The organism is Niveispirillum sp. KHB5.9 (assembly GCF_048066115.1).
GTDB lineage: Bacteria > Pseudomonadota > Alphaproteobacteria > Azospirillales > Azospirillaceae > Niveispirillum.
This window is the reverse complement of the sequence record NZ_JBLTYX010000012.1, coordinates 1-14,851: the sequence shown is the minus strand read 5'-3', so window position 1 is coordinate 14,851 and position 14,851 is coordinate 1. Positions and strand designations below refer to the sequence as shown.

15 protein-coding genes and 1 tRNA gene are annotated in these 14,851 nt (G+C 64.0%); 10 read left to right on the top strand and 6 right to left on the bottom strand.

Annotated features, from left to right (window positions below; genetic code table 11):
- Positions 1–24 precede the first annotated feature (24 nt).
- The 3 genes from ACM9HJ_RS18800 to leuD form a co-directional block, all read right to left on the bottom strand.
- Positions 25–516 (bottom strand): GNAT family N-acetyltransferase, encoded by a 492-nt coding sequence (locus ACM9HJ_RS18800; protein WP_416573297.1) that lies wholly within the window; start codon positions 514–516, stop codon positions 25–27.
- A 14-nt stretch (positions 517–530) separates the two neighbouring features.
- Positions 531–1,646: a 3-isopropylmalate dehydrogenase gene (gene leuB, locus ACM9HJ_RS18795; protein WP_416573296.1), complete on the bottom strand. Its 1,116-nt coding sequence runs from the start codon at positions 1,644–1,646 to the stop codon at positions 531–533.
- Positions 1,647–1,775: 129 nt separating this feature from the next.
- Positions 1,776–2,387: a 3-isopropylmalate dehydratase small subunit gene (gene leuD / locus ACM9HJ_RS18790; RefSeq protein WP_416573295.1), complete on the bottom strand. Its 612-nt coding sequence runs from the start codon at positions 2,385–2,387 to the stop codon at positions 1,776–1,778.
- Between the two features lie 231 nt (positions 2,388–2,618).
- Between leuD and ACM9HJ_RS18785 the strand changes: the two genes are divergently transcribed.
- A complete protein-coding gene (locus ACM9HJ_RS18785; protein ID WP_416573294.1) occupies positions 2,619–2,987 on the top strand; it encodes a VOC family protein in 369 nt (122 codons plus the stop codon).
- A 57-nt stretch (positions 2,988–3,044) separates the two neighbouring features.
- Positions 3,045–3,923 (top strand): JmjC domain-containing protein, encoded by an 879-nt coding sequence (locus ACM9HJ_RS18780; RefSeq protein WP_416573293.1) that lies wholly within the window; start codon positions 3,045–3,047, stop codon positions 3,921–3,923.
- On the opposite strand, the gene ACM9HJ_RS18775 is transcribed toward ACM9HJ_RS18780, so the two are convergent.
- On the bottom strand, positions 3,924–4,427 hold the full coding sequence (locus ACM9HJ_RS18775) for a helix-turn-helix domain-containing protein (RefSeq protein ID WP_416573292.1): 504 nt from the start codon (positions 4,425–4,427) through the stop codon (positions 3,924–3,926). It lies immediately after the preceding gene.
- Positions 4,428–4,843: 416 nt separating this feature from the next.
- Here ACM9HJ_RS18775 and ACM9HJ_RS18770 point away from each other — a divergent pair, with 416 nt between their 5' ends.
- The 5 genes from ACM9HJ_RS18770 to ACM9HJ_RS18750 all read left to right on the top strand — a co-directional run bounded on the left by ACM9HJ_RS18770 (position 4,844) and on the right by ACM9HJ_RS18750 (position 10,761).
- On the top strand, positions 4,844–6,457 hold the full coding sequence (locus ACM9HJ_RS18770) for a peptide ABC transporter substrate-binding protein (RefSeq protein WP_416573291.1): 1,614 nt from the start codon (positions 4,844–4,846) through the stop codon (positions 6,455–6,457).
- A 93-nt stretch (positions 6,458–6,550) separates the two neighbouring features.
- Entirely contained in the window at positions 6,551–8,164 is a 1,614-nt protein-coding gene (locus ACM9HJ_RS18765; RefSeq protein WP_416573290.1) for a peptide ABC transporter substrate-binding protein, read from the top strand.
- 216 nt (positions 8,165–8,380) lie between these two features.
- Positions 8,381–9,967: a peptide ABC transporter substrate-binding protein gene (locus tag ACM9HJ_RS18760; RefSeq protein WP_416573289.1), complete on the top strand. Its 1,587-nt coding sequence runs from the start codon at positions 8,381–8,383 to the stop codon at positions 9,965–9,967.
- Positions 9,968–10,098: 131 nt separating this feature from the next.
- Positions 10,099–10,533 (top strand): hypothetical protein, encoded by a 435-nt coding sequence (locus tag ACM9HJ_RS18755; protein ID WP_416573288.1) that lies wholly within the window; start codon positions 10,099–10,101, stop codon positions 10,531–10,533.
- 3 nt (positions 10,534–10,536) lie between these two features.
- Positions 10,537–10,761, top strand: a complete 225-nt coding sequence (locus ACM9HJ_RS18750) for a helix-turn-helix transcriptional regulator (RefSeq protein WP_416573287.1) — start codon at positions 10,537–10,539, stop codon at positions 10,759–10,761.
- A 53-nt stretch (positions 10,762–10,814) separates the two neighbouring features.
- Here the strand turns inward: ACM9HJ_RS18750 and folE are convergent, their stop codons facing one another.
- The gene (folE, locus tag ACM9HJ_RS18745) at positions 10,815–11,447 is read right to left on the bottom strand and encodes a GTP cyclohydrolase I FolE (RefSeq protein WP_416573462.1); all 633 of its coding nucleotides are present in this window, start codon (positions 11,445–11,447) and stop codon (positions 10,815–10,817) included.
- A gap of 359 nt (positions 11,448–11,806) precedes the next feature.
- A complete protein-coding gene (gene apaG, locus ACM9HJ_RS18740) occupies positions 11,807–12,199 on the bottom strand; it encodes a Co2+/Mg2+ efflux protein ApaG (protein ID WP_416573286.1) in 393 nt (130 codons plus the stop codon).
- A 386-nt stretch (positions 12,200–12,585) separates the two neighbouring features.
- Between apaG and ACM9HJ_RS18735 the strand changes: the two genes are divergently transcribed.
- From ACM9HJ_RS18735 to ACM9HJ_RS18725, 3 genes are all read left to right on the top strand, one after another.
- The gene (locus tag ACM9HJ_RS18735; RefSeq protein WP_416573285.1) at positions 12,586–13,239 is read left to right on the top strand and encodes a GNAT family N-acetyltransferase; all 654 of its coding nucleotides are present in this window, start codon (positions 12,586–12,588) and stop codon (positions 13,237–13,239) included.
- An 85-nt stretch (positions 13,240–13,324) separates the two neighbouring features.
- A tRNA-Gly gene (locus tag ACM9HJ_RS18730) sits at positions 13,325–13,398 on the top strand.
- Positions 13,399–13,608: 210 nt separating this feature from the next.
- Complete coding sequence (locus ACM9HJ_RS18725) at positions 13,609–14,814, top strand: tyrosine-type recombinase/integrase (RefSeq protein ID WP_416573284.1); 1,206 nt, start codon at positions 13,609–13,611, stop codon at positions 14,812–14,814.
- The last annotated feature ends 37 nt before the right edge of the window (positions 14,815–14,851 follow it).

Sequence of the window (14,851 nt, the reverse complement as noted above, 5' to 3'; positions counted from 1 at the left end):
ATCCGGTGTGGGGAAAGCGGGCAATCACAACCGGCCGGAATCGCTGCCCACCAGCAGCTTCACATCGATGCCCAGCAGGGTGACAGTCTCCGTCCGCGCCCCCAGCGCCCGATAGAACAGGCCGGCGCGGACATTGACCGGCCGGGCGTGCCAGCAGACCCAGGACAGGCCCTCGTCCAGCGCCATCCGTCCCACCGCCGCCATCAGGGCGCGGCCGATGCCCAGCCGGCGCGATCCCGGCTCGACATAGATATTTTCCATCATCAGGCCGCCGGTGGCCGACTGGCTGTCATAACCGCCGGTCAGCAGCACCATGCCGGCCAGCCGCCCGTCCCGCTCCGCCACTAGGCAGCGGAACATCGGGTTCGGCCCGAAGCACTGGTTGCGGAACAGGATCGGGGTCAGGGCAGGCCGGTCCATGCCTTCCTCCGCCGACAGGGCGGCGACGAAGGCACAGACAAGAACGGCGTCCGCAGGGGTGGCCCCACGGACGCCGATCTCTTTAGGCGGGATCAAGGCCACAGGGTCGCTCAGGCCGCGACGGTCTTGTCCATCTCGCGCAGGATGCTGTCGGCCATGACGGAGGTCGACACCTTGGCCATGCCCGGCTGCATGATGTCGCCGGTGCGCAGACCGGTGGACAGCACGTTCTCCACGGCCTTCTCCAGGATGTCGGCCTCTTCCTGCAGGTCGAAAGACCAGCGGAGCGCCATGGCGAAGGACAGGAACATGGCGATCGGGTTGGCCAGATCGCGGCCGGCAATGTCCGGGGCCGAACCATGCACCGGCTCGTACAGGGCCTTGCGCTTGCCATTGGCGTCGGCCGCACCCAGCGAGGCGCTGGGCAGCATGCCGATGGAACCGGTCAGCATCGACGCCTCGTCCGACAGGATGTCACCGAACAGGTTGTCGGTGACGATCACGTCGAACTGCTTGGGATTGCGCACCAGCTGCATGGCGGCAGCGTCGGCCAGCATGTGGGACAGTTCCACATCCGGATATTCGGCCTTGTGCAGGGCGATGACCTCCTGCTTCCACAGCAATCCTGCTTCCATCACGTTACTCTTTTCCGACGAGCACAGCTTGTTGCCGCGCTTGCGGGCCAGCTCGAACGCCACGCGGGCCACGCGATGGATCTCGTGCGTGTCATAGACCTGGGTGTTGATGCCACGGCGCTCGCCGTTCGGCAGGTCGATGATGCCGCGCGGCTCACCGAAATACACACCACCGGTCAGTTCGCGGACGATCATGATGTCCAGGCCGCGCACGATCTCCGGCTTCAGCGAGGAGGCATCGACCAGCGCGTCGAACACCTTGGCCGGGCGCAGGTTGGCGAACAGCTGCATCTCCTTGCGCAGGCGCAGGAGACCGGCTTCCGGACGCTTGTCAAAGCCCAGATTGTCCCATTTCGGACCGCCCACGGCGGCCAGCAGCACGGCGTCCACGGCGAGCGCGCGGGCCATGGTCTCGTCCGTCAGCGGCGTGCCATGCGCGTCATAGGAGGAACCGCCGACCAGACCTTCCTCCAGCTGGAACTCAAGGCCGCGCTTGCGGGTATACCAGTCGATGACGCGACGGACCTGACGCATGACCTCGGGACCGATCCCGTCGCCCGGCAGCAAAAGGAGCGAACGCTTCGTCGACATTGGAATACCTCTGTATGTTTGCTTTGGCATTGGCAGCGAGTCTGCGCCGCGGCTGGATTCATAGACCTTCCCGGTCACGCCGCCAAGGGGCGGCGCGCTGCAAACGGGGCGCAGGTCAGCTCAAGGCGATCAGGAGGCCCACATCCAGGGCTGACCGCTCTTGGCCTTGGCTTCGAAAGCGTCGATCGACGCTTCCTCGCGCAGGGTCAGACCGATATCGTCCCAGCCGTTCAGCAGGCACTGGCGGCGGAACGGTTCCACGTCGAAGCCGATCGTCTCCCCATCCGGCAGGGTGATCTGCTGGGCTTCCAGATCGACGGTGAAGGTGGCGTTGGCGCCATTGTCGGCGGCGGCCATCAGCTTGTCCACCATTTCGGTCGGCATGCGGATCGGCAGGATGCCGTTCTTGAAGCAATTATTGAAGAAGATGTCGGCGAAGCTGGGGGCGATGATGCAGCGGATACCGAAATCGGCCAGCGCCCAGGGTGCATGCTCGCGGCTTGAACCGCAGCCGAAATTGTCGCCGGCGATCAGAATCTTGGACTGGCGGTAGGCCGGCTTGTTCAGCACGAAGTCCGCAACCTCCTGGCCATCCTTCAGACGCATGGAGGCGAACAGGCCAGTACCCAAGCCGGTGCGCTTGATCGTCTTCAGATAGTCGGCGGGAATGATCATGTCCGTATCGACATTCATGAGACGCAGCGGGGCGGCGACACCGGTGAGCTGGACGAACTTTTCCATGAGGGCTTTACCCGACGACATAGGGGATGAAACGGCCCCTGTTTTGCCATGCGGCCTGTGTGCGGCGCAATACATGATCGCTGGAAGGCTGCCCTGCGACAGATGCTTGCGTGGGATGTGACCAAACGTCCCTTTGAACGGGCCCTGCCCTTGGTCGGGATGGTGTGAACGGGTGGGCGGCACTATCTTGAAGGGAAGAAGAGCAGAACTGTTCAGCGGAGGGTCGGCGCCATGCGTGTGTTCCGTATCATCCTTCCCGTCGCGTCCATCGAGGAAGCGGCCGGTTTCTACGCGGCACTTCTGGCCCAGCCGGGACAGCGCGTCTCCCCCGGCCGGCATTATTTCGATCTGGGCCAGTTGATCCTGGCCTGCTACGACCCGGCGGCCGACGGGGATGGAGGGCCGGTACGCCCCCTGCCCGAACCCGTCTATTTCGCCGTCCACGGCCTGGATGATTTCCATGCCCGGGCGCAAGGTGCCGGGGCGGTGATGGAAGGCGGGGTCGAGACCCGGGCCTGGGGCGAACACAGCTTCTATTGCCGCGACCCGTTCGGCAACCCGCTCTGCTTCGTGGAGGCCGGCACCGAATTCACAGGGTGATGTTCAGCATGCCATGGTAGGAAAAAGGCATCGTTCGCCCCTGTCAGCGAGGATGCCATGCGCGGCCTGTCGGATGCGATATTCCGGGCCATCGACCCGATGGAGATCCTGGATCTGACCCGTGCCCGCCGGTTCCGCCATGTGCCGGGTGCCGTCCCTGGCATTGCCGACATCTTCGACTGGTCGCTGCTGGAGGTGCTGGTCGCGCGCGATCTGGAGACGGACAACCGCTTCAACTGGAATGGCCGCCCCCTGCCCCGCGAACAGATGATCTTCATCGACGAGAAGGGGCGGTTCGACGCCGACGCCTTCCAGGCACTGGTCCAGGACGGCGTCTCCATCATCTTCAACAAGCTGGAACAGCGCTCCACCGACGCCTGGCGCGAAGCGGCGAAGCTGGAGCAGGCCTTGCAGGCCGTGGTGGAGGTCGGGATCATCGCATCCTTTGGTGAAGGCCGCGCCCTGGACGTGCATTACGATCCGATGGACCTGATCGTGGTGCAACTGGCCGGCAGCAAACGCTGGCATTTCCACGGACAGCCGGTTCCCGGCCCCACCATCATGCGCAAGGAACTGGATCCCGGCCCGGTGACGGCGGAACTGACATTGCAAGCCGGCGACGTGCTGTTCGTGCCGGCCGGCCTGCATCACCAATGCCTGCCGCTGGACAATTCGTTGCATGCCGGCTTCATGCTGCGCCGGCCCGACGGCCGCACCTTCATGCGCCGCATCCTGGACCAGATACGCGACAATCACGCCATGGGCACGCAAATCCCCGCCTTCGAGGATGCGGAGATGCTGAAACGCTGGGAGACGGGGTTGAAGGAGGAGATGATCGCCCTGATCCGGGCAGGCAACATGTCCGACTTCCTGGTCGACTGGTACAAGGATTGGCGTAAGCCGGACCGGCGGGGATTGTTCGAAACGGAATGCTGATCACGCCGCCTTGTTGGCATGTTCCTTGACCCCGCCGGCCATCAGGAAGGCAAGGCAGGCATTGCGCTGGGTGCGATAGACGCCGGGCGTCACGCCCACGGCGCGCCCGAAGATCCCCGTCAGATGCGCCTGGGAGGAGAAACCGGCTGCCGCCGCGATCTCCGCCAGCGGCATCTCCGTCTCCAGCAGCAGGCGCTTGGCACCGTTGACGCGGCGCGCCAGCACATAGCGGTGCGGCGCCTCGCCCAGGGCCGCCTTGAAGCGGCGAGCGAAATGGCTGGGACTCAGCCCCGCCACGGCGGCCAGGGTCGCCAATGACAGATCATCGTCCAGGTTCTGTTCCACGAAGACCAGGACGCGGCGCAGTTGCAGCAATGACAGCGCGTTGGTGCCATCGCCCGCGCCATCATGGTGACGCGCCAGGATAGCCTCCACACTCTCGGTCTCCGCCGCGACACAGGCGGCGATCTGCGGCAGGTGAAGGTCGGACAGCGCAACGGACATGGCGACTCCCCCGTCAGGTCGACATCCGCTCCGGAAGCGGAAAAGCCGGCCAACAACATGGATCGCCACGGAGCCGACGCCGGGATCATCGCACCGCTGCATGGGAACAGGGACGAGAGGCCGGGACGGACGTGGCGGAATGGGTTGGTAAGACCGGCAGGTGAGAAGGGTAGCCCCCGGAACCGGCCCTGACCACATGATTAAGCGGCCGACCCTTCCCAACACTGTGCGCGCCGTCACTCGCTCATAAAAATGACAGGCCCGCCGCCACTGACATCGATATCCAGGAGAGGCCGGACCATGGGTACATACGAAAGCGGTTCCATGCATTTCCCCGCCATCAGCCCTGGACATGCGCCGCCATAGACCGCACATAGACGCGGGGTGTTGTATCGGTGCAGTTGGAGCTTGAAATCATGCGTATCGCGCGTCACATCGCGCCGGCCGCCATCGCGGCCTTCGCCACCCTTTCCCTGGTGGCCGGCGGTGCCGTCCCGGCCGTGGCCGAGATGGTGCTCAACCGCGGCAACCAGGCGGAGCCGACGTCGCTGGACCCGCAGAAGGGCACGGATGTGCAGTCGGCCCGCATCGGCTACGACCTGTTCGAAGGCCTGCTGACCTTCGGTCCCGATGGCAAGACCATCCCTGGCGTCGCGGAAAAGTGGGAAATCAGCGCCGACGGCCTGACCTATATCTTCCATCTGCGCGCCGATGCCAAATGGTCGGACGGAACGCCGGTGACGGCGGCCGACTTCGTCTTCTCCTGGCGCCGGGTGGTCGATCCCAAGACCGCCTCGGACTATGCCTATTTCCTGTGGCCGGTGAAGAATGGCGAGGCGATCAGCAATGGCAAGGCGGCCCTCGACACGCTGGGCGCCGTCGCCGTCGATGCCCGCACCCTGAAGGTGACGCTGGAACAGCCCACGGGCTATTTCCTGTCCTCGCTGGTCCACCGCATGACCTATCCGGTGTCCAAGGCCAATGTGGAGAAGTTCGGCGCGGAATTCGCCAAGCCGGGCAACATGGTCTCCAACGGCGCCTACAAGCTGACGGAATACCTGCCCCAGTCCTATGTGAAGGCGGTGAAGAACCCGTTCTTCCGCGAATCCGGGTCAGTGAAGGTGGATACCGTCGTCTTCCACCATACCGACAGCCCGGAGACGGAATTGCGCCGCTTCCGCGCCGGTGAGCTGGATATCGTGCAGATGGCCCCGGTCACCCAGGTCGACTGGCTGCGCCAGAACATGCCGGAGACGATGAAGTTCTATCCGGTGCTGGGCACCCAGTATCTGGCCGTCAACATGACCAAGGAGCCGCTGGCGTCGAATCCCAAGTTGCGCCAGGCGCTGTCGCTGGCCGTCGACCGCCAGATCATCGTCGACAAGATCACCAAGTCGGGCGACACCCCGGCCTATACGCTGACCGCACCCGGTGTGCCGGGCTATACCCTGCCCGACGCCAACATGGCCAAGGCCAGCCAAGCCGAACGCGACGCCATGGCCAAGAAGCTGGTGGCCGAAGCCGGCTACGGCCCGGGCGGCAAGCTGCTGACCGTGGAAATCCTGCACAATACCAACGAGAGCACGCGCAAGATCGCCGTGGGCGTGGCCTCCATGTGGCAGTCCAAGCTGGGCGCCAAGGTCAGCCTGAACAACCAGGAATGGAAGGTCGTCCTGCAGAATGCCGGCGAGAAGAGCTACACCGGCACGGTGGCGCTGGGCTGGATCGCCGACTTCCCCGACCCCTACACCTTCCTGAAGCTGTTCCTGGGCGACGTGGGCAAGATGAACCGCGCCGGCTATAACAACCCGGCCTTCGACGCCAAGCTGAAGGAAGCCAACGTGATCACCGATCCGGCCAAGCGCCTGGCCATGATCGCCGAGGGCGAGGCCCTGATGCTGGCCGATGCGCCCATGATCCCGCTGTACCACCAGGCCTATCGCAACCTTGTGCATCCGCGCGTCAAGGGCTGGTTCGAAAGCGCCATGGGCGTGCAGCCCACCCGTTACCTCGAAGTCGCCGGTCACTGAAAGGCGGCCGGATACAACCGGGTCATCAAAAGCAAACCCGGAAAAAGCCAGGCGGTTCGCATCCATACATGAAGGAACAGGAGAAGATCGGGCATGTCGTCAATCTGGAGAACCATGCGCGGCATCATCGCCGCCACGGCTTTGCTTGCTACGGGCCTGGGCACCGTCGCCCTGCCGGCCCAGGCGCAGAAGGTCCTGCATCGCGGCAACGGGGCGGAGCCGGAAACCCTTGATCCTGCCAAATCCAGCGGCGTGCCCGAAAGCTGGCTTCAGTACGACCTGTTCGACGGGCTGATCATGCCCGACGGCAAGGGCGGCTTTTTCCCCGCCGCGGCCGAGAAATGGGATATCAGCCCCGATGGCCGCGTCTATACGTTCCATCTGCGCCGCAATGCCAAATGGTCGGACGGCACGCCCGTCACGGCGCAGGACTGGGTGTTTTCCTGGCGCCGTCTGGTCGATCCCAGGACCATGGCCGACTACGCCTATTTCCTGTGGCAGGTGAAGAACGCCCAGGACATCACCCTGGGCCGCAAGGCGCCCGACACGATGGGCGTGCGCGCGGTGGATGATTACACGTTCGAGGTCACGCTGGCCTCCCCCACCCCGCATTTCGTCACCATGCTGCACCACCATTCCACCTATGCCCTGTCCAAGGCGAATGTGGAAAAGTTCGGCGCCGACTTCGTGAAGCCGGGCAATCTGGTGACCAACGGCGCCTACATGCTGGCCGAAGCGGTGCCGCAGAGCCACATCAAGATGGTGAAGAACCCCCACCATTACGACGCGGCCAATACCAGGATCGACACGGTCTTCTATTACCCGACCGAGAACCAGGAAGCCGAGTTGAAGCGGTTCCGCGCCGGGGAACTGCATTTCACCTATGAGGTGCCCGTCAGCCAGATGCAGTGGCTGCGCGAGAACATGCCGGCGGAGCTGCACACGGCCCCCTATTTCGGCACCTACTACTATGCGCCCAACCTGACGCGTGAACCGTGGAAGTCCAGCAAGGACCTGCGCCTGGCCCTGAACCTGGCGGTTGACCGCGACATCCTGGTGGACAAGATCAACCAGCGCGGCGAAATCCCCGCCTACAGCTTCGTGCCGCCCAATACCACCAACTACACCCAGCAGATCCCCGACTATGCCAGGTGGACGCAAGCCCAGCGCGACGCCAAGGCCAAGGAACTGTTCGCCAAGGCCGGTTACGGGCCTGGGGGCAAGCCCCTGGAACTGGAGATCCTGTACAACACGCAGGAGAACCACCGGAAGGTGGCCATCGCCGTGGCATCGATGTGGCAGCAGAAGCTGGGCATCAAGGTGACCCTGAACAATCAGGAATGGAAGGTGTTCCTGTCCACCCGCGACGAGAAGAAGTTCAAGGACATCACCCGTCACGGCTGGATCGGCGACTATAACGACGCCAACAATTTCCTGGAGCTGCTGCGCGGCGATATCGGCAAGCAGAACCCGTCCGCCTTCGCCGACCCGCAGTTCGACCTGCTGATGGCGGAAGCCAACACCACGTCCGACACCGCCAAGCGCGCCACCCTGCTGCAGCAGGCCGAGCGGCTGATGATCGAGGAGATGGCGGTGATGCCGCTGCATTTCTACAGCTCCCGCCACATGGTCAGCCCCAAGCTGATCGGCTGGGTCGACAATCTCCAGGACCACCATCCCTCGCGCTTCCTGGATGTGAAGCCATAGAGTGTGATCGGTTTAAATGAAATCATTTAAACCGTGAATCACACGATAAAACAAAAACTTAGAGTCTATCTGGCGCTCATAGAAGCGCCAGATAGACTCTAAGGCCCAAGCAAAGGCGAAACCCCGGCGGACCCACCCACCGGGGTTTTTCTTTGCCCGCGTTCCGGCCCGGTCTATCCTGCGGCCCTTCGGGTCTTGGATGGATGGGGGACATCCGTGCGTTTTCTGGCGACATGCTTTCTGCTGCTCTTCGCCCTGCTGACGGTGACCCCGTCGCGGGCGGAAATGGTGCTGCACCGGGGCAACGGGTCGGAACCAGAGACGCTGGACCCGCACAAATCGACCGGCGAGGGCGAAAGCTGGATCGAGATGGACCTGTTCGAAGGGCTGGTGACCGCCGACGCCCTGGGCCGCGTCATCCCCGGTGCCGCCCAGCGCTGGACCATCAGCGAGGATCGGCTGACCTACACCTTCCACCTGCGCCCGGACGGGAAATGGTCGGACGGAAGCAAGGTCACGGCCGGCGATTTCGTCTTCTCCTGGCGCAGGCTGGTCGCCCCGGCCACCCGTTCCCGCTATGCCTTCTTCCTGTGGCCCGTCAAGAATGCCGAAGCGGTGTCCAAGGGCCAGATGCCGCCCACCGCCATGGGGGTGGAAGCCGTCGACGATCTGACACTGCGTGTCACGCTGGAGGCGCCGACCTCCTATTTCGTCTCCTCTCTCCAGCACCATTCCACCTTCGCCGTGTCCCAGGCCAATGTGAAGAAGCACGGGGACGAGTTCGTCCGGCCGGGCAAGCTGGTCTCCAACGGCGCCTATATGCTGGCCGAGGCCGTGCCGCAGGGCCATGTGAAGCTGGTGCGCAACCGGTATTTCCATGCGGCGGACGAGGTGGCGCTGGACGCCGTCTATTTCTATCCCACGGAAAATCGCGAAGCAGAGTTGAAGCGCTTCCGCGCCGGAGAGCTGGACGTCACCTACGACCTGCCCGACGGGCAGATCGCCTGGGTGCGCCAGAACATGCCGGCCGACCTGCGGCTGGCGCCGTTCTTTTCCAGCTACTGGTTCTGCATCAACCTGCGCAACGAGCCGTGGAAATCCAATCCCGACCTGCGGGCCGCCCTGTCGCTTTCCATCGACCGGCAGCTGATCGTGGACAAGATCACCCAGGCAGGCGAAATCCCCGCCTATTCCATCACCCCGCCGGGCACAGAGAATTACGTCTCCCCCCTGCCGGAATGGGCCCGCTGGACGCAAGCCGAGCGTGATGCCAAGGCCAGGGAACTGCTGGCCAAGGCCGGCTATGGGCCCGGCGGCAAGCCGCTGGAGGTGGAGATCCTGTTCAACACCTCGGAAAACCACCGCAAGATCGCCATCGCCATCGACAGCATGTGGCGCCAGAAGCTCGGTGTGCGCGCCAGGCTGGCCAACCAGGAATGGAAGGTGCTGTTGCAGGCCCGCGCGGAGGGCAAATACCAGGATATCGTCCGCGGCGGCTGGATCGGCGACTACAACGACGCCTATTCCTTCCTGTCGCTGTTCCTGTCCGACGTGCAGGGCCAGAACCACAGCGGCTATCGCAACCCCGACTATGACCGTCTGGTCCGCGCCGCCGCATCGGAGGTGGACCCGACGGCACGGCGGCAGTTGATGCAGCGGGCCGAAGCCATGCTGCTGGCCGACCACCCGATCATCCCCATCTACACCCATGTGACCACGCACATGGTGTCAGCCCGGGTCAGCGGCTGGCAGGACAATATCCGCAACCTGCATCTATCACGCTACCTGTCGGTGACGCGGTAGGCTCACCCCTCCGGCCCACAGATGTCGGCAGGCATGGCGAGCTCACCATTCATGTATAAGATATTTGACATTTCGCTCTACGGATGCACGTGATGTTAAATAAATATAACATCATGTTCGAGGTGATTGACATGTCGTTTCGGGAAAAGCTGACTTGGCTGCAGCTGCTGGCCCTTCTTGGCTTCGGGGGTGCCTATTTCATACCGGTCTTCGGCTCCTACCTGGGCTGGGGCCTGCTCCCGGGCGGACAATTCATGTGGATGGTCTATTGCCTTATGACCCTGATCGTCGGCCAGATCGTCGTGGCGGTCGGCCTGGCGATACTGACCGCCATCCGCAATCCGCGAGAGGCACGCAGCCCCAGGGACGAGCGCGACCGGCAGGTCGGACTGCTGGGAACGCGCACCGGCTTCTATGTGCTGGTGGTGGGCGCCATCGGTGCCATGCTGACCAGCCATCTTGGCATCGACAAGCGGCTGCTGGTGAATTTCATGTTCTTCGCCCTGCTGCTGGCCGAGCTTTCGCGCCTGGGCACGCAGGTCTTCATGTACCGCCGGGGCTGGTGAGCCATGGTGCCCTTCACCAACCATGTCCGCCGGCTGCGGTTCGAGGCGGGGGAGATGACCCAGATCGAACTGGCCGAACGGATCGGGGTCACTCGCCAGACCATCGCCGCCATCGAACAGGGCAAATATTCGCCCAGCCTGGAAGCCGCCTTCCGCATCGCCCAGGTCTTCAAGGTACCGCTGGAAAGCGTGTTCCAGTGGCAGGGCGACAGTGCCAATGCCGAATGACAAAGGGGGCGCCGGTTGCCCGACGCCCCCTTCTACAATTCTGCCTCGAAGCCTCAACCCTCCAGGCTGCTGACCGGATTGCCGATCATGGCCAGGAACTCGCGCCGCGTCTTCTCATCCTCGCGGAAGGCACCCAGCATGCGGCTGGTGACCATGGTGACGCCGGGCTTGTGGATGCCGCGGGTGGTCATGCACTGGTGCGTCGCCTCGATCACCACCGCCACGCCCAGGGGCTCCAGCACCTCCTCGATGGTGTTGGCGATCTGGGCGGTCATCTTCTCCTGGATCTGCAGGCGCTTGGCATAGACTTCGACCACGCGCGCCAGCTTGGAGATGCCGACGACACGGCTGCGCGGCAGATAGGCGATATGGGCCTTGCCGATGATCGGCACCATATGGTGCTCGCAATAGCTCTCCAGGCGGATATTGCGCAGGACGACCATTTCGTCATAGCCGTCCGTCTCCTCGAAAGTACGGGCCAGCAGATCGACCGGGTCCACGCCATAGCCGGCGAAGAATTCCTCGTACGAGCGCGCCACGCGGTCGGGCGTACCCACCAGCCCCTCGCGGTCCGGATCGTCGCCGGCCCAGCGGATCAGGGTACGCACGGCAGCCTCCGCCTCCTCCTTGGAAGGACGGACCAGATTGGGATTGGTGGCGGCGGGGCCGGCACGGCGGCCATGCACGGGACCCTGCACGACCTTGTCGGCACTGTTCTTGGGCACGCTCACGGGGATGCACTCCTCATTTCGTTGGTTCGGCTTGTTCGCACCCCCGGCGGGGCGCGGGCCGGTTCCCCCGATCCAGCCCACCGGATCACCCTTTTGGAGAATGGTGTCCGGCAGAACAGCAGATGGCTTGTTCGCCGAATGTTTCAAGCGCGGAATTCGGATATCGCCCCAGCGGTATGGGCTGATGCGGGCTGTGCATCATACTCAATCCCCTCAGGCGCCGGGCGCTGCCTCCGGCAGCTTGGCTTACGCGCCACGTGGCGCGGGCCGGCAGTCGCCGGCCTGAGTTCCACCGGTATGGTCATGAAGCCCCATCAATTCAGCCGCCGCGCCTGGTGAGGGCTGTCCAGGGAGAAGGCGGGGATGGCGATGTCGAACGCCTCGCCATCAGTATTCTCCATGCCATAGCTGCCGACCATGATCCCGGACGGGGTGGAAAGCGGTGTGCCGCTGGTATAGGTGAATTCCTCACCCGGGCGCAGCAGCGGCTGTTCGCCCACCACGCCCGGCCCCTTCACCTCCATCAGCCGCCCCAGCGCGTCGGTGATCTTCCAGTGCCGGGTGCGCAGGCGCACCGTCTCCGGCCCCAGATTCTCGATCCGCACCTGATAGGCCCAGACATAGTGGCTTTCGGTCGGCTGCGACTGGTCGGGCAGGTATCGCGGTTCCACCGTCACCCGGATTTCACGCGTCGTGTCGCTGTACATGGCGCCCCTTCCCATTTCCCATCCGATGATCTGATCCCGGATTTCATCATGGCGGCCAAGCCCTTGGGCCCGCAAAGCGCCATTATAGGCCGCTTGCGCCCCCGCACAATCCCGGGCGGTTCCCTCACCCGATGGTCAGGTGGCGCTTCGTCATGAAAACGCCGCTTGCGTCGGGGGCTCGATAGCCTCATATAGCGAACACGTTCAACTGTTCATGAGCCGCGCGATGTTGCGCTTCACGCCCCTGCGACGACGAAAGACCTCCGTCCCCTTCGGACGGCTGGTGCTTGTGCACGGGACCTGACGCATCGCTCGCGTGGGGGTCCCGGCCAGACGCTTCTTCAGTGTCTCCCCCACATTTCATTTTGCCGGGAAACCCCAATCGTATGAACATCACGCTTGAGCAGCCGGTTCACGCCGCCGCCATCGAAAAGCTTCTCGACAATTCCTTCGGCCCCAAGCGCCACACCAAGACCGTCTATCGCCTGCGCAAGAATGTCGCCCCCGTGGCCGACCTGTGCTTTGTCGCGACCGACACCGATGAAGATGGCAACGAGGTGCTGGTCGGCACCATCCGTTACTGGCCGGTGATGCTGGGCGGCAATGTCCAGGCCATCATGCTGGGCCCCATCGCCATCGCCGAAAATCTGCGCAGCGGCGGCATCGGGGGCAAGCTGATCCGCCACAGCCTGGAGGCCGCCAAGGCCCTGGGCCATCGCGTCGTCATCCTGGTGGGCGACGCCCCTTATTATGTGCGCTTCGGTTTCAACCGGGAGGTCGTGGCCGGCCTGTCCCTGCCGGGCCCGGTCGATCCGGCCCGGTTCCAGGGCCTGGAACTGGTGGATGGCGCGCTGTCCGGCGTGACCGGCATGGTGGGTCGCGCTGCGCCGCCCAAGACCCGCACCGCCACCCCCGGCCTGCGTCCCGTCGCTAAGGTCACCACCCTACCGCTTTTCGCTGCCGTCATGGACGCTTCGGCCGTGGAAGCGGGGACGGAGCTGCCGGTGTCCCGACGTCGCCCGCGGCGCGCGGCGCGCTGATCCGGGCGTGCCGGGAAGGCCGGGCGCGGGGGACGATTAGCCCCTTGATCCGGCACCCGGAACCCCATATAAGGACGGTCCCGGCGCGGGTGTAGCTCAATGGTAGAGCAGAAGCTTCCCAAGCTTACGACGAGGGTTCGATTCCCTTCACCCGCTCCAACGACTTTCCAGTAAAATCAAGCACTTAAGGCTCGGCACGAGATGCCGGAAGGTGCCTTGTTGTGCCCGAATCTGCCCGATGCTAGCTTACATACGGACTTACATGGCCGGCTCGTAAGCAGAATCGCGGATACGGTACGAATCACCCCCGCCCCTGCTTACAAAGCCCTCAGCCCTGTAAGCCGATAGAGAGCGCGTTGGGGGTGACCCATGTCCAGGGTACGGCTGACCAAGACCCTTGTTGATGAAATGCCGCCGCCTGAGAAGGGGCAGAGCTTTATCTGGGACACAGATGTCCCAGGACTGGCCGTGCGCCTGACACCCACCGGGGCCAAGGCGTGGGTAGTGCAGATGCGGGTGCGCGGCGGCAAGGAACGCCGCATGACCATCGGCTATTGCAACAAGGTGCCGCTGGATATGGCCCGGAAGGAGGCGCGGAAGGTCATCGCCACCGCCGACCTTGGCCGCGATCCCGCCCAGGAGCGCAAGGAAGCGCGCGAGGTGAAGCCGGACACCAATCCGCTGTTCGGGGAGTTTGCCGAACGGTGGCTGACCGAGGTGGCGGGACGACGGAACCGACCCGGCACCTTGAAGAACCGCCGCCTGCTGTTGAAGAACCACATCCTGCCGATCCTGGCACAAAAGCGGCTGACCGATATCCAGCGCCGGGATATAGAAGACCTGCACCATCGCGTGTCGCAGAAATTCCCCGTGGCTGCTAACCGCGCCGTCTCCCTATGTTCCGCCATCTTCTCCGCCGCCGAGCGCTGGGGGATGCTGACGGAGAACCCCGCCACCAAGATCGAGCGGAACAGTGAGGAGGGGCGGGAACGCTACCTGACCCCGGAGGAGATCGGGCGACTGCAACAGGCACTCGACCAGAGTCAGGCTCAGGATTCCGCCGACGTTGTTCGCCTGTTGCTGCTGACAGGCGCGCGGGTGGGGGAGGTGTTGGCGATGCAATGGGAGCATCTGAACCTTGATGCCGGTGTCTGGGTGAAGCCTGCCGCCACGACCAAACAGAACAAGCTGCACCGAGTTCCGCTGTCAGCGGAGGCGGTGGCTGTGCTGGACAAGCGACGGCAGCAGCAGGCAGACGCCCGCCGACGCGCCACAGCGCCCGCAGGATGGGTTTTCCCCGGCGATGGGGCCAACGGCCACATGACGACGATCCGCACCTTCTGGGCCGCTGTATGCCGCCGCGCCGGCATAGACGGCGTCAGGGTCCACGATGTCCGCCACACCTTCGCCAGCCTGTTGGTGTCCTCTGGCGAAAGCCTGCCGGTCGTGGGGGCGCTGTTGGGCCACACCCAGGCCAAGACCACCAGCCGATACGCGCATTTGCTGGATAGCGCCTTGCGGGGAGCTGCGGACCGGGTGGCCATTTTGACCAAGCCGAAGAATGAGCAGGTTTGAGAGGGTAATGCAGCATGTCATTAGGCGTCGAGTGCGC